We start from the raw sequence: 18,757 nt of genomic DNA, 5'->3' as shown, positions 1-18,757 counted from the left end.
AAAGTTAGGACTTTTCAAACAATGCCATCGATTCTAGATGACTGGTATGAGGGAACATGTCCAGCATACCTAATTTCGTTAATTTATAGCCTTGCTCTATCAAGCTTTGACTATCCCTAGCAAGGGTAGCAGGATTACAAGAAACATAAACTACACGCTGTGCGCCAAGCTCAGAAACTTGATCGATGATCCCACTCGCTCCCGCGCGTGCCGGGTCTAATAATACTTTATCAAACCGCTCTGCGGCCCAGGCTTGGCCTTCAAAATCTTGCTCAAGGTTAGCGTGATAAAATTGCGCGTTATTGATTTGGTTCAAAGATGCATTGTTTGTGGCTTTTTCTACCATCTCTGCAACACCCTCTACTCCAACCACGTACTTAGCTAATTTCGCAACTGGTAAACTAAAGTTGCCTAAACCACAGAACAAATCTAACACTCGGTCACTCTTTTGTGGGTCTAACCACTCAACCGCTTGTTTGACCATTTGTTGGTTTACACCTTGGTTTACTTGAATAAAGTTATTTGGTGCAAAAGGGATTTTCACTCCAACTTCTTGATAAAAAGGCATATCGCCTTCGATAAGGTCTAATTGTTCTGTCGATGGCATTAAGTACAACGATGCGCCATGACGTTTTGCCAACTCCGTTAGAGATTGAGTTTCACTCGTTGTCAGAGCGCTCAAGTGGCGCAGCGTAATACACGGCCCATTATCACCAAGTACCAGCTCTACATGACCTAATTGTTCCGGCTTTTTGAACGCTTTTAGGGCTGAGTAAATCTCTGGCAGCAAAACATTCAGTTCCGGTGCCAGCACTGGGCAATCGGTCACTTGCGCAATTTGCTTACTCTGCTTTTTACGGAAACCAAAATGTAGCTGACGTGTTTTTTTATCAACAAACAAGCTCACTCTCGCACGGCGACGGTAGGCCTGCGAATATCCCAATAACGGGGCATCTAGTTCAATGTCACTGCCTGAAAATTTTCGCATTAGCTGACGCAACGTTTGCTGTTTGTACGTCAATTGTTGGTCATAATCTAGATGCTGCAAATCACAGCCACCGCACTCATGATAATGTGGGCAAAATGGCTCCACACGAGCTTCACTCGGCTTAAGGATTTTAATCAACTTACCGCGAGCGTATTTGCTCTTTTCTTCCACCAATTGAGTGACCACCTCCTCACCCGGCAGTGCTCCATCAATAAACAATGGCTTCTTTTTGAGGTAAGCAATGCCTGCGCCGTGGTGATCTAAACGCTCTACTTGCACTGCTTGGTGCCGAGTATTGAGTTGGGTTTTCTTTTTCGGTTGAAAGATGCGTGCCATGCTCTATGCCTGATTTATGTGTAATTGCTCTTCGGCTTCACTATTCTTGATTGCAGCCGTTGTGTGATTCGAGTGACTTGATTATGCTTACCGTTTATTCGGTGACGTCACTTCTTTGCTCAAGGCTTTATCGTGCGCTTGAGAAATAATGCGTTATTTTCCCATATCCAGACTCCGATGTAATTAGATAACATGACCAGATATGGCTTACGAGCACGTGTAATTACACTAACTCTCGCTCCCACTCTCATTATTGGTTTATTACTGAGCGGCTTTTTCTCATTTAACCGCTACCAAGACCTTGAGAAACAAGTTATCACCACTGGTAACAGCATTATTGAGCCGCTGGCGATTGCCAGTGAAACTCATCTACTATCAGAAAGCCGAGAGGCGGTACGTCGCTTGATAAGCTACGCGCACCGCAAAAACTCCAAACTGGTTCGTAGTATCGCGGTATTTGATGAACATCATGAGCTCTTTGTGACCTCTAACTTTCATCCTAATTTTGAAGCCTTGATGTTTCCCAAAGATAAACCGATCCCGCAACTGGGTAATTCGGAAATCTACGAAAACTCACTGATATTGCGTGTCCCCATTTTGTCAGAAGGTCACTACTTAGCGGAGTTGTCGAACGAAAGCCAAGGCACAAAAGCGATTGGTTACATCGCCGTCGAGTTAGATCTCTCCTCCTTGAGGCTGCAACAGTATCAAGAAGTCTTCTCTGCTTTTTTAGTTCTGGTTCTCGGTCTTGGCTTAGCAAGTGTGTTTGCTTCACGTCTAATGCACGATGTGACCCAACCTATCACCCACATGAAGAATGTCGTTGACCGCATTCGCCGTGGTCATCTGGATGTGCGTATCGAAGGCAAAATGCACGGTGAGTTAGACCAGCTAAAAAATGGCATCAACGCCATGGCGGTATCGTTATCAGAATATCACGTGGAGATGCAGCACAGTATAGACCAAGCCACGTCCGACTTACGTGAAACGCTTGAGCAGCTAGAAATTCAGAACGTTGAGTTGGATATCGCGAAGAAACGCGCGCAAGAAGCGGCCAGGGTTAAGTCAGAGTTCTTGGCGAACATGTCGCACGAGCTGCGTACTCCGCTCAATGGGGTGATTGGCTTTACTCGTCAAATGCTTAAAACGCAGCTTTCTAACAGCCAAACGGATTACCTACAGACGATTGAGAAATCGGCGAACAACCTGCTGAATATCATCAATGACATTCTCGACTTCTCGAAACTTGAAGCGGGTAAGCTGGCACTCGAAAACATTCCTTTTGATTTCCGAGAAAGTTTAGAAGAGGTAATTAACCTACAAGCCACAAGTGCACATGAGAAAGGGTTAGAAATCACCCTAAAAGTGGACCCTAAAATTCCACCAGGTTTAGTTGGGGATCCACTACGTATCCAGCAAATTTTGACGAACTTAGTCGGTAACTCAATCAAGTTTACCGAGCGAGGCAACATTGATGTTAGCGTAGAAATGCGCTCTCAATCAGGAGACTCCGTCGAACTGCAATTCATGGTGCGTGATACCGGTATTGGTATCTCTGAGCGTCAGCAAGCGCAGTTGTTCCAAGCCTTTAGCCAAGCAGATGCAAGTATTTCACGTCGTTACGGCGGTACTGGTCTTGGTCTGGTTATCACTCAGAAACTGGTGAGCCAGATGGGCGGCGAAATCAGTTTAACCAGCCGTCTACACCAAGGTTCAACCTTCTGGTTTACGGTGCGCTTGCACTCAACCGAGATGCCAATGAGCGAACTGATTGAAGTGGAACTTCTGACTGGGAAGCAGTTACTGCTGATTGAACCAAACATGCAAGCCGCATCCGTAACCCAACAGATTCTAAGTCAGGAGGGTATTTTAGTAACCTACCGCTCTTCGCTACCAAACAACGAAGAACAATATGATTATGTACTGTTGAATTTAGCGGCCAACCAGACTCACGATGCGGAAGTTATTACACCTTGGATAGAACAAGCGAAACGCATGGCTCCGAGTGTTCTCCTAGGGACACCGAGTACCGAATTGGCGCTTGCGGACCAAATAATGACAGAGCATCACGTCCAGTGCCTGACGAAACCATTGTCTCGCCGTAAGTTGCTACAAAGCCTGATTAGCGAACATGTAGAATCGCCACCGGTATTAAGCGCTCCAATTACGCCAAGCGAAGGGGACCGTTTACCTCTCACTGTACTAGCAGTGGATGACAACCCTGCAAACTTGAAGCTGATCTCTGCACTGCTCCGCGAACGAGTAGAAACCGTCACCGCCTGTAGCAATGGCCAGCAAGCGGTGAACCTGGCGACAGAGAAAAAGTACGATTTAATCTTCATGGATATTCAAATGCCACAAATGGATGGGGTGACCGCTTGTAAGCACATTAAAGAGTTGGAGCTAAATAAAGACACGCCAGTGATTGCGGTAACGGCACATGCCATGGCAGGGGAACGAGACCGCTTGCTCTCGGCAGGAATGGATGACTACTTGACCAAACCTATTGAAGAGCATGTGCTACAACAGGTTTTGGTTCACTGGAACCCAAATGCTTGTACAGAGAGCATTGGCAAAGTCGCCCCTTCATACGTTGATGAACCTGAAGGAAGCGCACCACAATCCGTTTCTTCGCCTCAGCAGGATGTGATTATTGATTGGCAAGCAGCCTTGAAACAGAGCGCGAATAAAGAGGATCTCGCTAAAGACATGCTACGCATGTTGATTGAGTTCATCCCTGAAGTAGAAGCAGTCGTTGACCAAGCTCTGGAGCAAGAAGATATCTCTCGTGATGACCTAATTCATGTCATCCATAAGCTGCACGGCAGTAGTTCATATTGTGGCGTTCCAAGACTGAAGTCACTCTGTGCGACGCTTGAGCAAGCACTGCGCTCAGGGATCAGTCTTGAGGAGGTTGAGCCTGAAATGTTCGAGCTGCAAGATGAAATGATTAAAGTAACAACAACCGCAAAGTTATACCTTGAACAGTGATCTATTGAAGAGAAACAAAAGCCAGAGCAAATGCTCTGGCTTTTTAGTATTTTGTTTAAGACTTACAAGCTAGGATTCAAAAATGACCGTCGCCACAGCGTAATGACGCTCATCGGAAATGGACAGGTGAATGTGGTTAACACCCATCGCATCCGCTATTTGCTTGGCTGTGCCCGTCAATGCGAGTACTGGTTTTCCAAGCTCATCGTTCGAGATGGAAAAGTCGTGAAACGTGACCCCTTTTGCGATCCCTGTCCCCAATGCTTTTGAGGCAGCTTCTTTAACAGCAAAGCGCTTAGCAAGATAACGACCTTGCAGCTTAAGCTGTGAGAATTTGGCCATTTCTTCTTCTGAAAGAATCCGCTGAGCAAAAGGTTCACCACTACGAGCTAACGCTTTTTCAATACGCTCAATTTCTGCAATGTCGGTCCCTAACCCTATAATCGCCATCTAGATAGCCCTATGACTGGCGAGCCTCAATCATCAATGCTTTCATGTCAGCAACCGCTTTATTTAAACCATCAAATACCGCGCGACCAATGATTGAGTGACCAATGTTGAGTTCGTAAATTTCTGGTAATGCAGCAATTGGTGCGACATTGTGATAAGTCAGGCCATGCCCGGCATTAACAATAATACCTAGATCATGTGCATAACTAGCACCAGCGGCAATCTTCTTCAGTTCAGCTTGTTGCTCGTCTTCTGTCGTCGCATCTGCATAATGGCCAGTATGTAGCTCAATAAACGGAGCGCCACACTTTTTCGCAGCTTCAATCTGTTGACGGTCAGCATCAATAAAGAGCGAAACTTTGATGCCTGCATCTGTCAGCTTTTTCGTCGCAGCTTTAATTTTTTCAAGCTGCCCTACTACATCTAAGCCACCTTCCGTCGTCAGTTCTTCACGCTTTTCAGGCACTAAACACACAAACTCTGGTTTAGTTTGCAGCGCAATCTCAACCATTTCGTCCGTCACTGCCATCTCTAGATTCATACGCGTTTGAATGGTTTCACGCAGAATACGTACATCACGATCCAAAATATGGCGACGGTCTTCACGTAAGTGGATAGTGATACCGTCCGCGCCTGCACGCTCAGCAATTTCGGCAGCGTGAACAGGATCTGGGTATTTTGTACCACGTGCATTACGTAGAGTGGCAATATGGTCGATATTGACGCCTAAATAAATTGAGCTCATTTTCCGTTACTCCGTGCTCTGGGGGTCTGAATGAAAAATTCACGACTTTTTAAAGGTTTGCCGCCAAGATACGGCTTTAAGGCTATACGTGTAAAGCGTTTTGCCGCTTTTAGCTGCTCTTTAGTGACGAACCGCCGCTCACTGATAGCAATCAGTTCATTCCCTAAAAACGTGAGGTTATCGCGCCTAACAGAAGCAATAAACCCTTTCTGTTCCCGGTAACGATAGGTCATTTCTGGGTCGACGGGCTCGCCGGTACCTGCACAATGCAAAAAATCCACGCCATACCCCATCGAAGACAGCAAGGCTAACTCAAAACGACGCAGTGCAGGCTCAGGGTTCTCGTTGTGCGCCAACTCGGTTAACGCATGCAAATAATCATGAAATAGTGCTGGCATCGGCACTTCAGCCATCAAAATACGGCCAATCAGTTCATTGACGTACATGGCTGAGTAGAGATTAATGCCCGTTAACGGCAAACCTAGACTTATCGGCTCGGCTTGACGCAAAGTTTTCATTGAGCCTTTCCCCGACCATTTAAGTAATAGCGGGGTAAAAGGTTGCAATGCGCCTTTTAAGTTCGAACGCTTACTGCGCGCGCCTTTGGCCATTAAAGTCATTCGGCCATATTCCTCACTAAATACATCAAGGATTAAGCTCGATTCACTGTAAGGGCGTCGGTGCAATACAAAACAGCGCTGTAAACCTTCGGAAGACAGATTACTCATCTAAGTCATTGTGCCTAAAAAGTGTGAAATAAAAAATAAGGAGCCGAGCGGCTCCTTATTTTAATCGATACTGATTTTTCATCGATGTTGGAGCGAAGCACCTTCGCAGCCAAGATTATAAATCGTCTATATAACCCAACGATCGCAACGCTCGTTCGTCGTCTGCCCAGCCAGATTTCACTTTTACCCAAGTTTCTAGGTAAACCTTACGACCGAACAATTCTTCCATATCTAAACGCGCTTCGCGACCAATGGTTTTAATCTTCTCGCCACCTTTGCCAATCACCATTTTCTTCTGGCCATTACGCTCAACAAGAATCAAGGCATTGATGTGGAAACCGTCGGTTTCTGGGTTGTAATCAAAACGTTCAATCTCAACCGTTACTGAGTATGGCAGCTCTTCACCAGTAAAGCGCATCAGCTTTTCACGCACAATCTCAGACGCCATAAAACGCTGAGAACGGTCAGTCACGTATTCTTCTGGGAAGTGATGCGTTGCTTTAGGTAAGTGATTACGCACGTGCTTACGTAGTACGTCAATGTTCTTACCTTGCTTGGCAGAGATTGGCACAACATCCACGAAGTCCATCTTCTTCGACATCTCCGCCATGTGTAGCATCACGTCGTTACGATCTTGTACGTTGTCGACTTTGTTTACACAAAGCACAACTGGGAAGTTCGATTTTTGAAGTTTGGTCAGTACCATCTCATCGTCTTTAGTCCAATGCGTACCATCGACTAAGAAGAACACAAGGTTTACATCACTCAATGACGAGTTAGCAGCACGGTTCATCAAACGGTTGATCGCACGCTTTTCTTCAATGTGAAGTCCAGGCGTGTCGACGTAAATCGCTTGGTAATCGCCGTCCGTATCCACACCCATAATACGGTGGCGTGTCGTTTGCGGCTTACGAGAGGTGATCGAAATCTTCTGACCCAAAATCTTGTTCAAAAGTGTCGACTTACCTACGTTTGGACGACCAACAATAGCAATAAAGCCACAGTGTTGGTTTTCTGGCGAGCTTGGCTCACCTTGTGATGCGAAAAACGCATCGATATCGAATTCGTTATCAGCCATTTGTTAATTGCTCAAGTGCTGTTTCAGCAGCCGCTTGTTCTGCCTTGCGGCGGCTGGTGCCTTTACCGATTACAGGCTTATCCACACCTGCTACTTCGCACTCAACCGTGAACTCTTGGTTGTGCGCTTCACCTTTAATATTAGTCACTGTGTAGACAGGCAGCGGTTTTCTTCTGCCTTGTAGGAACTCTTGTAGGCGAGTTTTCGGATCTTTCTGTGAAACGCCTGGTTTAATGGCTTCAAGGCGTGACTGATACCAACTCAGTACAATGCCTCGCACAACTTCAAGATCACTGTCTAGGTAAATTGCGCCAATAATGGCTTCAACCGCATCGGCTAAAATAGAGTCTCGGCGAAAACCGCCACTCTTCAATTCACCTGGACCTAATTTTAAATAATCTCCTAGATCGAATTCACGACCCAGTTCCGCCAATGTATGTCCGCGAACCAAAGTAGCACGCATGCGGCTCATGTCACCTTCGTTCACTTTTGGGAAACGATGGTACAGATCATCAGCGATGACAAAACTTAAAATTGAATCGCCCAGAAACTCAAGACGTTCATTGTGCTTACTGTTGGCGCTGCGGTGCGTCAGCGCCAAATTGATAAGCCCGGCATCTTGAAACTGGTAGCCGAGCTTTCTCTCTAGTTTATCAATTGGAGAATTCATACTCTCTCGATATTTGAATGGTTAGTGAATGCCACCGATGCGGTTAAAACGCACACCAGTTGGAATCCATGAAGGTAGAACACTATCTGCGCCACGATCAAACTCGAAGCTGATCCAGATCGCGACAGCTTTACCGACTAAGTTTGCTTCTGGAACAAAGCCCCAGTAACGGCTGTCAGCACTGTTGTCACGGTTATCACCCATCACAAAATACTGACCTTGTGGTACAACCCACTCTGTCGTGCCGCTGCGTGGGAAATATTGCTCCACGCGGTTACGCACAAGAGGGTTAACCAAAATATTGTGCTCAACGTTACCCAATTTTTCATCCAGTTGGATCATTGGAATACCGTTCGAGCTAAACTGACTTTCTTCAACATTGCTCAGTTTAACTGGCTTACATGCCGATTCGCCTTGGCTTTGCACGCAAAGCTGCTTATCACTTGAATAACGCACGATATCACCAGGTAAACCAACTACACGCTTAATGTAGTCCACACTTGGTTGTGGTGGGTATTTAAATACCACGATATCACCACGCTCAGGCTTACCAGTTTCCACTAGCTGAGTACGCCATACTGGGTCTTTTAGACCGTACGCGTACTTCTCAACTAAAATGAAATCGCCAACCAGCAAGGTAGGCATCATTGAGCCTGATGGGATTTGAAATGGTTCGTAGATAAAAGAACGTAATACTAAAACGAACGCGATCACAGGGAAAATAGAGACGCTATTTTCAACCCACCAAGGCTGACGCTCAACTTTTTGCAAGGTCACTGCATCCAAACCATTAGACGTCTGAGCTTGAATCTCAGCCAGTTTTTCCTGACGCTTTTTCGCGAAAACCAGCTTTTCCAATAGCCAAACCACGCCAGTTACCAAAGTCGCAATAACCAACATCAGTGAGAATGTATTCGCCATTAAATTCCCTTATCTAAAAATACGAAAGTGAAAGAGCCGAAACCCTTTCACTTATTTTAATATCTAACGTCTTAAGACCGACAAGTGTGAGACAAAGTTCAACTTTAGTCTTTACCTACGTGAAGGATGGCTAGGAACGCTTCTTGAGGCAGCTCAACGTTACCGATCTGCTTCATGCGTTTCTTACCTTCTTTCTGTTTCTTCAGAAGTTTCTTCTTACGACTTACGTCACCGCCGTAACATTTCGCAATAACGTTCTTACGCAACTGTTTTACCGTTGAACGAGCGATAATGTGGTTACCAATTGCCGCTTGGATTGCGATATCAAACATTTGGCGAGGGATGAATTCTTTCATCTTCTCTACCAACTGACGACCGCGAGTCTGAGACTGATCTTTGTGTGTGATCATCGCCAATGCATCAACAGTGTCACCGTTAAGAAGAACGTCTACACGTACCATGTTCGAAGCTTCAAAACGCTGGAAGTTGTAATCCAAAGATGCGTAACCGCGTGATGTTGATTTCAGACGATCGAAGAAATCCAGTACCACTTCAGCCATTGGAATATCGTAAGTCACAGCGACTTGGTTACCGTGGTAAACCATATCAACTTGACTGCCTCGCTTTTCAACACACAGAGTGATTACGTTACCTAGGTACTCTGAAGGCACAAGGATATTACAACGTGCAATCGGTTCACGAATTTCTTCAATGTCATTGATCGCTGGTAGTTTTGCTGGGCTATCAACATACAGCAGATCGCCATCTGTCTTCTCAACTTCGTAAACTACCGTTGGTGCTGTGGTAATAAGATCCAAGTCGTATTCACGCTCTAGACGCTCTTGGATGATTTCCATGTGCAACATGCCAAGGAAACCACAACGGAAACCAAAGCCAAGTGCCGCAGAGTTTTCTGGCTCGTAGAATAGCGATGCGTCGTTAAGGCTTAGTTTGCCTAGTGCGTCACGGAAGTTTTCGTAATCGTCGGAAGATACAGGGAACAGACCTGCGTAAACCTGAGGTTTAACTTTCTTAAAGCCAGGTAGCGGTTTATCACAACCATTCTTCGCTAGAGTCAGCGTATCACCAACAGGGGCACCAAGAATGTCTTTGATACCACAAACAACCCAACCTACTTCACCAGTACGAAGGGTATCGGTATCTACTTGTTTTGGCGTAAAGATACCAAGGCGGTCTACACCCCAAACTTGGCCCGTACTCATCACTTTGATCTTATCGTTCTTCTTCAGTTCGCCGTTTTTAATACGCACTAGAGAAACAACGCCAAGGTAGTTATCAAACCATGAGTCTATGATCAGCGCTTGTAGTGGCGCATCTGGATCACCTTCCGGTGCTGGAATCGCTGACACAATGTTCTCTAGAACGTCATCAACACCAATGCCTGTCTTCGCAGAACAGCGGGTTGCTTCCATTGCATCGATACCAACGATTTCTTCAATTTCTTCCGCTACACGCTCAGGATCGGCTGCTGGTAGGTCAATCTTGTTCAAGATTGGCACAACCTCTAGATCCATTTCGATCGCGGTGTAACAGTTAGCCAGTGTTTGAGCTTCAACACCTTGACCCGCATCCACAACCAATAGCGCACCTTCACAAGCCGCTAGAGAACGTGATACTTCATATGCAAAGTCAACGTGCCCCGGAGTATCGATGAAGTTCAGCTGATACGTCTCACCGTCTTTAGCGGTGTAGTTTAGCGTCACACTCTGAGATTTGATGGTGATGCCACGCTCACGTTCAAGATCCATAGAATCCAGAACCTGTGCGGCCATTTCACGATCGGTTAACCCGCCACAAACTTGGATTAGACGGTCTGATAGGGTCGACTTACCATGGTCGATGTGGGCGATAATCGAAAAGTTACGAATGTGCTTCATAGATTTAGGGTGACTAACTCTTTACAAATAGGGACAGTAAGAAACGCCATCTACTGACGGCATTTCAATCAAGTTGGCAGATTCTACCGAATTTCGTTAACGGGCGCACGTAATTTAAAGTACATACCCAAATAACCTTTAGTGGAGGGGGACAGCACTTACTGGATTGGCTCTCCAAGTACCCGAACGAGGGTAACTTGGCGCTTAGATTCATCTTCTAACGGACGAGAAACACGTTTTGCGATCCACATTCCACCAGCGGCAAACAATACCGATGCCAATATGATGATGCCTTCCCCGCCGGCTGTCAGCGGCGCTAATAGGAAGTGACCAAACATCGCACCGATAATCAAACCAAACAATGGCAGTAAATAAACCGCCATTGCTGATTTTATTAGGCTCGACTCAGGAAAACCAATCTCGACGACTTGACCTATTTTCACCGATTTATCCGTGCGCAGGTGCCAAGATAAACTCTTGTTACCAATGGCTTTAGTAACAACGCCCGTTCCACAGCTTTTCTGTGAAGAGCAACTACTGCAACTGGTCTGCTGTTCGCAACTTAAATCAATTTCGTATTGCTTACCGCGACGATGCACGTCTGTCACGGTAGCCAACGCGGTCATCATTGTTATTTACTCTTTGTTACATTAAATGTGACAGATTGGGCGATACGCTGTGCTGTGGTCGGTGGAATGTCTCCTACAACAGAGATTTCATGTTGACCGCTCACAAAACTGTGTAGCGTTCTTCTGCCTTGGCGAACCAACTGCCCTTTTAACGAATGCTCATCTTTGTTTGCTACGTAAACAGAGAAGCTAAACAGACCATCAGAATACAGCTGGCTCTCCACCATTTGATTAGTAACGGCCATTCGATAGCGGTTGAGCTCGTTCGGCTCGAAACCCTCAGGGATCCAACCAACCTGCCAATTACTGGTCCCAATATCGCCTTTTGGCATGGTGAGAACAGCAGGTAATTGAACATCTTGCAGGCCACTCATTAACTCTGCGATTTTTGGGTTTACCGTGTAAGAAATAGTGCGATATTGTTCAAGCATCTCACCATCGCGGTCCACAAGGTCGGCACGTAACGGCAATTTACTCTTCTCATCGATCCATAGTACGTATGAATAGCGCAGACCGTCTTTAGGAACAATACGCAGCACTTGTGTTGCCACACCAGCTTCACGAGCTCTACCCACTTTTACATAGTCGTAATACAAGTTTAGCTCATCGATATTGGTGTTGAGCATAGGCATAGTCGGAGCGACCATTTTACCTGACTCGATGGTGAACGGTTCTAAACCCGTTTCGATGTAACTTACTTCAGTTCCGCGACGAATCACTTCACGCACGGGGCCACTTAAGTAGACAAGGTGAGCATATTGATCGTCACCATGCGTGGCATGACGATACAGCAACGGCTCAATGCTGTTCTTTTTGATAAGGATATAAGAGAGTTCGTAACTTAAATTCTTACTCGCCTCGCTCATTTGATGCAATAAAGCCTCCGCTGGCTTATCACCAGCAAAGGCTTGAGAAGACATCATACTGAACAGAGCGCAAGCGCTGATCAGAAATTTTTTCATTCAATATCCGGATTCAGATTTGCATCTTGTTGAGATGCATCACTGTTAATTCGTAACTGCAATTCGTAGTCTCGCAGCATAGCATGAACACGCTTGCGCTGCTCTTGCATATTTGCCTCGCCTACAGAACGTTCTACAGACTCACGAGTCAAACTCACTGGTTCTGCGCTGCCAGCAAACGGAACCGTCTGCAATACAGGTAATTGATCTGTTTGCGGCGACATTGAATCACTACCACCGTACTGCTGTACACCTAAAATAACAACAAGCGATACACATGCAGCAACAGCAACTTGACCAAACTGCGTCAACCAACCTGGCAACTGACGTTTTGCTTTTTGCGGTTCTGGTTGCGACTCTTTTGGCGTATCCGCAATTGAGATAACATTTGCACTGTGCGAATCAAACGCACGGTGTGCAGGTTCATCTTCTAACGCTAACGCCACGCTTTCAGCAATATTCCACTCAGGTTTTGCTGGCGCTTCGCCTCGCATCACATCACCAATCAGGTGATAGTTCTGCCAAGCATCACGGCTCTCTTGGTCTTGCTCTAACTCTTGAATTAAAGCCTTATCGACCAATTCTCCATCCATGAGAGCTGAAAGTTTTTCTTTGTCAGCCATTATTTTCACCATAGTTATTACTTGTACTAGCGTTGCAAAAGAGGTCTGATTTTCTTTTCCACCGCCTCACGAGCACGGAAGATACGCGATCGTACCGTTCCTACCGGGCAATCCATCACCTCTGCAATTTCTTCATAACTCAAGCCATCGAGCTCTCGTAATGTCATTGCGGTTTTTAAATCTTCAGGTAAAGCTTCGATTGCACTGAACACCACCCGTTGCAATTCTTTGGACAACGTTAAGTTCTCAGGGTTCGATATTTCTTTAAGTGCACTACCTGTTTCGTAAAATTCAGCATCTTCAGCATCGACATCTGTCGCTGGAGGTCTACGCCCTTGAGCAACAATGTGATTTTTCGCAGTATTCACTGCAATGCGATACAGCCACGTATAAAACGCACTTTCCCCACGAAAGCTAGGGATAGCTCGGTAAGCTTTAATAAACGCTTCTTGTGCTACATCTGGTACATCGCCAGGATTACTAACGTATCTGGAAATAAGATTACATACCTTATTCTGGTACTTTGTTACCAACAGGTTGAATGCTTGCTTATCGCCATTCTGAACTCGCTCAATCAATACTTGATCGGTCAGCTGCTCGTTCATTCGAGCGGATACTCCTATTTGTTATGCCCCTACTCTTCTCAGATATGGGTACTAATTATGCAAAACGTAGTATTGACACCACTGCTTACTTGAGCACTATTGTGACCCTAACGTGAATGAGAAAGTTCCATGGTTTCTCAAGTTTTTTGTCATTGTTTTTTCACAGTGTGATGTCTGTACCCAAATGACCACCGCTGCCTGACTTTAGTCTAAGTTTGACAAGCGAGCATCTTGGAGGGAAATGGGTATAATGAATGATCTCTGTCCCAGATTGTGCTGGGTCGAGCATTGAAAAGCAATGGCATTGACAAACTATTACTTTTCATTTGCATGGCTAATGGCTATCTGAACACCGCGTTACAAATTATAACTTAGGAAGCATGCTCATGCTCTGCATGAAAAAGAAGAGTGGCTCAGTCACCGCAGTAACACGGACGTCGATAGGTCTCCCAACTTAGCCCTTAGCGACAGATGTCGCGATAATGGAATGCACATGGTGTGCAAATAATACACAAGGTAACTTTGTTACCTTAGCTTGGGATTATAAAAGTTATATGAACACAAATCGTGAACATGAGTGTGATGTATTAGTGGTAGGGAGTGGCGCGGCAGGTTTGTCGTTGGCTTTGCGCGTTGCTAACCACTGTAAGGTGATGGTGCTGAGTAAAGGACCACGCAGCGAAGGGGCGACCTACTATGCTCAAGGCGGTATCGCTGCCGTATTTGATGAGTCAGACACCATTGATTCACACGTTGAAGACACGCAAATCGCCGGGGATGGTATTTGCGATGAGGAGACCGTAAGGTTCATTGCTGAGCATTCAAAAGAGTGTGTACAGTGGTTGATTGACGGTGGTGTCCCATTTGATCGTGAAGAAGATGACTCTGACGATGAACCTCGCTACCACTTAACTCGTGAAGGTGGTCATAGCCGTCGTCGTATTCTTCACGCGGCAGATGCGACAGGTATGGCGATGCAAACCTCCCTGCAAGATAACGCTCATAACCATCCAAACATTCATGTTCTCGAACGTCACAATGCTCTGGACTTAATCACCGAAGACAAAATTGGCGGTGATAAAAACAAAGTTATCGGTGCTTATATTTGGAACCGCAACGAAGAGCATGTCGAAACCGTGCGAGCCAAATTTGTGGTTCTCGCTACAGGTGGTGCTTCAAAGGTTTATCAATACACCTCTAACCCAGACGTGTCGTCTGGTGATGGTATTGCGATTGCTTGGCGTGCAGGGTGTCGTGTGGCTAATATGGAATTTAACCAGTTCCATCCGACGTGTTTATATCACCCAGAAGCACGTAACTTCTTGCTAACTGAAGCGTTACGTGGCGAAGGTGCTTACCTGCGCCGTCCAGATGGTTCTCGCTTTATGCCAGATTTCGATGAACGTAAAGAGCTTGCTCCGCGTGACGTCGTGGCTCGTGCTATCGACTTCGAAATGAAGCGTTTAGGCGCCGACTGTATGTATCTCGACATCAGTCATAAGCCTGCTGACTTTATTACGAAACACTTCCCTACCATTTATTCACGTTTGATGGACTTGGGCATTGACATGACTAATGAGCCAATCCCAATCGTACCTGCTGCACACTACACTTGTGGCGGTGTCATGGTGGATAGAAATGGCTGCACCGATCTGAAAAATTTGTATGCGATTGGTGAAGTTAGCTACACCGGGCTGCATGGTGCTAACCGCATGGCATCAAACTCACTTCTCGAATGTGTGGTTTATGCTTGGTCTGCGGCAAAAGATATTCTAAAGCATCACACTAACGTTGAGCTCCCCTCACAGGTGCCATGTTGGGATGAAAGCAAAGTAACCAATAGTGATGAAGAAGTGATCATTCAGCACAACTGGCACGAGCTTCGTCTGTTTATGTGGGACTACATGGGCATTGTGCGAACTGACAAGCGTTTAGAGCGCGCCTTACGCCGTATCCAACTGTTGCAACAAGAAACACACGAGTACTACAGCAATTTCCGTGTGTCGAACAACTTATTAGAACTGCGTAACCTTTTACAAGTCGCAGAGTTGATGGTTCGTTGTGCGATGCAGCGTAAAGAGAGTCGAGGTTTGCACTACACGCTTGATTATCCGAACCAACTGGAAAACAGCGGACCAACGATTTTGGTTCCAGCTAAACAGCTTTAACTCTACCGAGTAAACTATTACATCAGCAGGGAGCATTAGCTCCCTGTTTCATTTCCCATTGGCGTAATACCAAAGATAATTGACGATACTGCTCATCGTCACTGCTATCACGCCAAATCGTAACACTACGGCCAGATTGCAATTGGAATGTTATCTTGAATGGTGATGCCGATGTATCAACTCGCTGTAAATGACCCTTTTCGGACTCAATATCTTCCGAGTATTCGCCACACTCAAGGGCATCAAACCTAACCGAGCCATCGCAGTGCACATACCAATGCCCATGACTTGTAGGTTGAACAAGACTTTGGTTTGAGAAAGCCTTCACAATCAGTAATAACAAATAAGTCGATAATACGAGCGGAATGCTAGAGAGGATAACAGCCCAAGTCATCAATAAGAAAAGTACAACATTGAAGACTCGGGCAGTCAGAGAGGGAGAAGCAGTAAAATTAACGAACTTTGCTGAGGTTATGGGCGACAATTTTATCAACCATTGCTGCATGACCTAAATTTTCGCTACGGCCATGCCCCATTACCCAAGTAAACAGATCAGGATCATCGCATTCAAGTAAAGAAACAAAGTCACGCTGCTCTTGTTCACTCAGAGTATCAAAGCACTCTTCAAAAAACGGCATAATTACTACGTCAAGCTCAAGCATGCCTCGACGACAAGCCCATTTAATACGCGCTTTTTCTTCCGGAGTGTACATTCACTATTCCTTCATAGATGTCTTGTTGTTAGTGCGGAGTGTAACAAGGGATGTGCTACGTCACTAGTGTGCGGGTCACAATACGATAGTGAAAGCAGACAAATGTTGATTCGTAAATCGCTCCCCTAGTATCTCAAGGTTATTTGGGTATAACATAGCGGAAAAATATCTTCAAAAGGCATTGTAATTATGGAATGGCAAACTCGTTTTTCAGCATTACCTCTCTCAACTCAAGACGCACTTCCAGAGTTATCTATCTCACTGCTGGATAACTTCGGCATGATCACCATGATCGGTGACGATAAAAAATCATACTTACAAGGTCAGGTTACCTGCGATGTTGTTTCTTTAGAACAAGACCAATCAACACTGGGCGCACATTGTGATGCGAAAGGAAAAGTGTGGAGCGTGTTCCGCCTTTTCCATCATTATGATGGCTACGGCATGATCCAACCAAAATCGGCGATTGACGTAGAACTTAGTGAAATAAAGAAATACGCCATTTTCTCTAAAGTAACGATTGAAGCCTCTGATGACGTTATCTTAGGCGTTGCTGGCGTCAAAGCCGACGAATTCATTTCAACAATGAGCAAGACAACTGGCAGCGTTCGCCCAGTTGACGGTGGCACAGCAGTGCAAGTTGCACAAGATCGCTGGTTACTGATATTAAGTGCGCCAGAAGCACAGCAAATCGTTGAAACTACCGACGCTGTCTTTACGACAAATGAGCTTTGGAATCGTTTCGATATTGAGGCAGGTTTACCATTTGTCTCTGCATCCGCGCAGAATGCTCACATTCCACAAGCACTCAACGTTCAAGCTTTAGGAGGCATAAGCTTCACAAAGGGCTGCTACACGGGACAAGAAACGGTAGCACGAGCGAAGTATCGCGGTACCAATAAACGTGCGATGTATATCGTAAAAGGTGCGACTTCTGCTCCATTCAGTGACGAACCAATTGAGCTCGAACGCAGCGTAGGTGAAAACTGGCGTTCAGTAGGTGCTTTGTTAAATCACTACCAGTTCAGTGACAATCACGCGATTGGCCTGATCGTACTGCCTAATAATCTCGATGAAGACACTCGTCTTCGTTTGGTTGCGCAACCAGAATGTGAATGGACAATCGAATCACTGCCTTACAGTCTTGATGATGAGTAATACAATCAATACTCCTTTGATGCAATTTCTCACAGACCAACACATTCCGTTTCGTCTGTTACCGCATCAAAGACCAGCAACCACCATTGAGGATGCCGCGCACCAACGCGGCATTCGCCCCTCTCAAATGGTGAAAGCAATCTTGCTACGAGACATGGGTAATCAATATGCACTCGCCTGTGCGCCAGGTGATCGTAGCGTTGATCCCAAAAAAGTGCGCTCGTTACTGAAATATCGCCGGATGACTTGTGTTGATCAAGCCGATGTTGAGTCCATCACTGGTTACAAAATTGGTACTGTCACTCCTCTGCTACTCAAACGTCATATGCCAATCGTGTTCGACCCTAGCTTACTAGAAGAACAGGAAGTCACGATCAGCAGTGGCGATCGCATGGCTGGACTGGCGCTTTCTATCCAAGATCTTATCCAATTGTGTCAGCCGACCGTAGCTGAGATCTGTCGTTAATCGTCTAAAAACAATGTAATAACACGTAGTGTTTCTATCACTGCGTGATCTCGCTCATATCTACAAAAATAGACATAAGAATTTTTAATCACATATAAAACATAAATAGTCACAAGAATAAAACTCGTATATGCTGAATTTGTTGGTTAAGTTTCAAACAAGCACTTAACCAATATAAAGTGAGTCAGCTAGCTGAGTGACAGCATTCATGCAGTTAGTTATCCACTTTTGTGTAATGCATCTGTGACTATTCGCCCGCTGAAGCGGGCTTTTTTTTACGTGGAACTTTTTCTCTTTCATTTCCTCTAATCGTTAGAACGTAAAGTGTGTTACGCGAAGCACGACCTTAATAGAAACAACTAGCAAACAACCGTTTTCGTTCTATTCTTAATTCTGTAACAAAACTATTGCTTAATGCGTCACGTAAAAAGAAGTGTATTGGCGTAAGGGTTCCTTTAGAGAGGTTATTTTTGGGGTAATCCTCACGCTATTTAAGAGATGACACTGTCAAATTGTCTAAGACAACACAATTCTCTGACGCAACACCCTACATCTGTATTTAATACTATTGCTGTCACAATAATTTTCGCGTCCAGAACGTAGAATACCTAGGCTAGGTTAGATAAAA

Annotated in this window: 18 protein-coding genes; 4 read left to right on the top strand and 14 right to left on the bottom strand. The window is 45.4% G+C overall.

The features are described from left to right. Positions 1–4: 4 nt before the first annotated feature. A complete protein-coding gene (gene rlmD / locus R7F64_RS13825; RefSeq protein ID WP_025768846.1) occupies positions 5–1,324 on the bottom strand; it encodes a 23S rRNA (uracil(1939)-C(5))-methyltransferase RlmD in 1,320 nt (439 codons plus the stop codon). Between the two features lie 192 nt (positions 1,325–1,516). On the opposite strand from rlmD, the gene barA reads away from it, so the two are divergent. After that, on the top strand, positions 1,517–4,315 hold the full coding sequence (gene barA / locus R7F64_RS13820; protein ID WP_033907441.1) for a two-component sensor histidine kinase BarA: 2,799 nt from the start codon (positions 1,517–1,519) through the stop codon (positions 4,313–4,315). 69 nt (positions 4,316–4,384) lie between these two features. Here barA and acpS read toward each other — a convergent pair whose 3' ends face one another. From acpS to rpoE, 11 genes are all read right to left on the bottom strand, one after another. After that, positions 4,385–4,765 carry a holo-ACP synthase gene (acpS, locus tag R7F64_RS13815; protein WP_005380927.1) on the bottom strand — a complete coding sequence of 127 codons (381 nt, stop codon included), beginning with the start codon at positions 4,763–4,765 and terminating at the stop codon, positions 4,385–4,387. A gap of 10 nt (positions 4,766–4,775) precedes the next feature. Continuing rightward, positions 4,776–5,510, bottom strand: a complete 735-nt coding sequence (gene pdxJ, locus R7F64_RS13810; protein WP_005384579.1) for a pyridoxine 5'-phosphate synthase — start codon at positions 5,508–5,510, stop codon at positions 4,776–4,778. Continuing rightward, on the bottom strand, positions 5,507–6,238 hold the full coding sequence (recO, locus tag R7F64_RS13805) for a DNA repair protein RecO (RefSeq protein WP_006743310.1): 732 nt from the start codon (positions 6,236–6,238) through the stop codon (positions 5,507–5,509). The genes pdxJ and recO overlap by 4 nt, the downstream gene beginning before the upstream one ends. 115 nt (positions 6,239–6,353) lie before the next feature. Next, positions 6,354–7,316 carry a GTPase Era gene (gene era, locus R7F64_RS13800; protein WP_005380931.1) on the bottom strand — a complete coding sequence of 321 codons (963 nt, stop codon included), beginning with the start codon at positions 7,314–7,316 and terminating at the stop codon, positions 6,354–6,356. Continuing rightward, positions 7,309–7,986, bottom strand: a complete 678-nt coding sequence (gene rnc / locus R7F64_RS13795) for a ribonuclease III (RefSeq protein ID WP_005380932.1) — start codon at positions 7,984–7,986, stop codon at positions 7,309–7,311. Before rnc ends, era begins: the two co-directional genes overlap by 8 nt. Before the next feature lie 21 nt (positions 7,987–8,007). After that, positions 8,008–8,907: a signal peptidase I gene (lepB, locus tag R7F64_RS13790; protein WP_005380933.1), complete on the bottom strand. Its 900-nt coding sequence runs from the start codon at positions 8,905–8,907 to the stop codon at positions 8,008–8,010. A 104-nt stretch (positions 8,908–9,011) separates the two neighbouring features. Then, entirely contained in the window at positions 9,012–10,805 is a 1,794-nt protein-coding gene (gene lepA / locus R7F64_RS13785; protein ID WP_005380934.1) for a translation elongation factor 4, read from the bottom strand. A 158-nt stretch (positions 10,806–10,963) separates the two neighbouring features. Continuing rightward, entirely contained in the window at positions 10,964–11,434 is a 471-nt protein-coding gene (locus R7F64_RS13780; protein ID WP_005384575.1) for a SoxR reducing system RseC family protein, read from the bottom strand. Between the two features lie 2 nt (positions 11,435–11,436). Further along, positions 11,437–12,396, bottom strand: a complete 960-nt coding sequence (gene rseB / locus R7F64_RS13775) for a sigma-E factor regulatory protein RseB (RefSeq protein ID WP_005380941.1) — start codon at positions 12,394–12,396, stop codon at positions 11,437–11,439. Further along, positions 12,393–13,019, bottom strand: coding sequence for a sigma-E factor negative regulatory protein (locus R7F64_RS13770; RefSeq protein ID WP_005380944.1), 627 nt, complete (start codon positions 13,017–13,019; stop codon positions 12,393–12,395). The genes rseB and R7F64_RS13770 overlap by 4 nt, the downstream gene beginning before the upstream one ends. A gap of 26 nt (positions 13,020–13,045) precedes the next feature. Then, on the bottom strand, positions 13,046–13,624 hold the full coding sequence (gene rpoE / locus R7F64_RS13765; RefSeq protein WP_005380946.1) for an RNA polymerase sigma factor RpoE: 579 nt from the start codon (positions 13,622–13,624) through the stop codon (positions 13,046–13,048). Between the two features lie 554 nt (positions 13,625–14,178). Here rpoE and nadB point away from each other — a divergent pair. After that, the gene (gene nadB, locus R7F64_RS13760) at positions 14,179–15,792 is read left to right on the top strand and encodes an L-aspartate oxidase (protein WP_025998529.1); all 1,614 of its coding nucleotides are present in this window, start codon (positions 14,179–14,181) and stop codon (positions 15,790–15,792) included. Positions 15,793–15,814: 22 nt separating this feature from the next. On the opposite strand, the gene R7F64_RS13755 is transcribed toward nadB, so the two are convergent. Both R7F64_RS13755 and R7F64_RS13750 read right to left on the bottom strand, forming a co-directional pair. Beyond that, complete coding sequence (locus tag R7F64_RS13755) at positions 15,815–16,276, bottom strand: protein YgfX (protein ID WP_318071799.1); 462 nt, start codon at positions 16,274–16,276, stop codon at positions 15,815–15,817. Then, the gene (locus R7F64_RS13750) at positions 16,245–16,505 is read right to left on the bottom strand and encodes a succinate dehydrogenase assembly factor 2 (RefSeq protein WP_005380951.1); all 261 of its coding nucleotides are present in this window, start codon (positions 16,503–16,505) and stop codon (positions 16,245–16,247) included. Before R7F64_RS13750 ends, R7F64_RS13755 begins: the two co-directional genes overlap by 32 nt. Positions 16,506–16,694: 189 nt before the next feature. Between R7F64_RS13750 and ygfZ the strand changes: the two genes are divergently transcribed. Together ygfZ and R7F64_RS13740 are read left to right on the top strand one after the other, a co-directional pair. Beyond that, entirely contained in the window at positions 16,695–17,663 is a 969-nt protein-coding gene (gene ygfZ, locus R7F64_RS13745) for a tRNA-modifying protein YgfZ (RefSeq protein WP_213962113.1), read from the top strand. Beyond that, positions 17,656–18,129 (top strand): aminoacyl-tRNA deacylase, encoded by a 474-nt coding sequence (locus R7F64_RS13740; RefSeq protein ID WP_054575410.1) that lies wholly within the window; start codon positions 17,656–17,658, stop codon positions 18,127–18,129. The genes ygfZ and R7F64_RS13740 overlap by 8 nt, the downstream gene beginning before the upstream one ends. The last annotated feature ends 628 nt before the right edge of the window (positions 18,130–18,757 follow it).

Origin of the sequence: Vibrio sp. Vb1980 (assembly GCF_033338615.1) — a bacterium.
Lineage (GTDB): Bacteria > Pseudomonadota > Gammaproteobacteria > Enterobacterales > Vibrionaceae > Vibrio > Vibrio alginolyticus.
This window is presented reverse-complemented; position numbering and strand designations above follow the sequence as displayed.

Excerpts from the sequence above, each read along its gene's own strand:
- rlmD (WP_025768846.1), bottom strand. The coding sequence starts at position 1,324 with ATGGCACGCATCTTTCAACCGAAAAAGAAAACCCAACTCAATACTCGG.
- barA (WP_033907441.1), top strand. The coding sequence starts at position 1,517 with ATGACCAGATATGGCTTACGAGCACGTGTAATTACACTAACTCTCGCT.
- acpS (WP_005380927.1), bottom strand. The coding sequence starts at position 4,765 with ATGGCGATTATAGGGTTAGGGACCGACATTGCAGAAATTGAGCGTATT.
- pdxJ (WP_005384579.1), bottom strand. The coding sequence starts at position 5,510 with ATGAGCTCAATTTATTTAGGCGTCAATATCGACCATATTGCCACTCTA.
- recO (WP_006743310.1), bottom strand. The coding sequence starts at position 6,238 with ATGAGTAATCTGTCTTCCGAAGGTTTACAGCGCTGTTTTGTATTGCAC.
- era (WP_005380931.1), bottom strand. The coding sequence starts at position 7,316 with ATGGCTGATAACGAATTCGATATCGATGCGTTTTTCGCATCACAAGGT.
- rnc (WP_005380932.1), bottom strand. The coding sequence starts at position 7,986 with ATGAATTCTCCAATTGATAAACTAGAGAGAAAGCTCGGCTACCAGTTT.
- lepB (WP_005380933.1), bottom strand. The coding sequence starts at position 8,907 with ATGGCGAATACATTCTCACTGATGTTGGTTATTGCGACTTTGGTAACT.
- lepA (WP_005380934.1), bottom strand. The coding sequence starts at position 10,805 with ATGAAGCACATTCGTAACTTTTCGATTATCGCCCACATCGACCATGGT.
- R7F64_RS13780 (WP_005384575.1), bottom strand. The coding sequence starts at position 11,434 with ATGATGACCGCGTTGGCTACCGTGACAGACGTGCATCGTCGCGGTAAG.
- rseB (WP_005380941.1), bottom strand. The coding sequence starts at position 12,396 with ATGAAAAAATTTCTGATCAGCGCTTGCGCTCTGTTCAGTATGATGTCT.
- R7F64_RS13770 (WP_005380944.1), bottom strand. The coding sequence starts at position 13,019 with ATGGCTGACAAAGAAAAACTTTCAGCTCTCATGGATGGAGAATTGGTC.
- rpoE (WP_005380946.1), bottom strand. The coding sequence starts at position 13,624 with ATGAACGAGCAGCTGACCGATCAAGTATTGATTGAGCGAGTTCAGAAT.
- nadB (WP_025998529.1), top strand. The coding sequence starts at position 14,179 with ATGAACACAAATCGTGAACATGAGTGTGATGTATTAGTGGTAGGGAGT.
- R7F64_RS13750 (WP_005380951.1), bottom strand. The coding sequence starts at position 16,505 with ATGTACACTCCGGAAGAAAAAGCGCGTATTAAATGGGCTTGTCGTCGA.
- ygfZ (WP_213962113.1), top strand. The coding sequence starts at position 16,695 with ATGGAATGGCAAACTCGTTTTTCAGCATTACCTCTCTCAACTCAAGAC.
- R7F64_RS13740 (WP_054575410.1), top strand. The coding sequence starts at position 17,656 with ATGAGTAATACAATCAATACTCCTTTGATGCAATTTCTCACAGACCAA.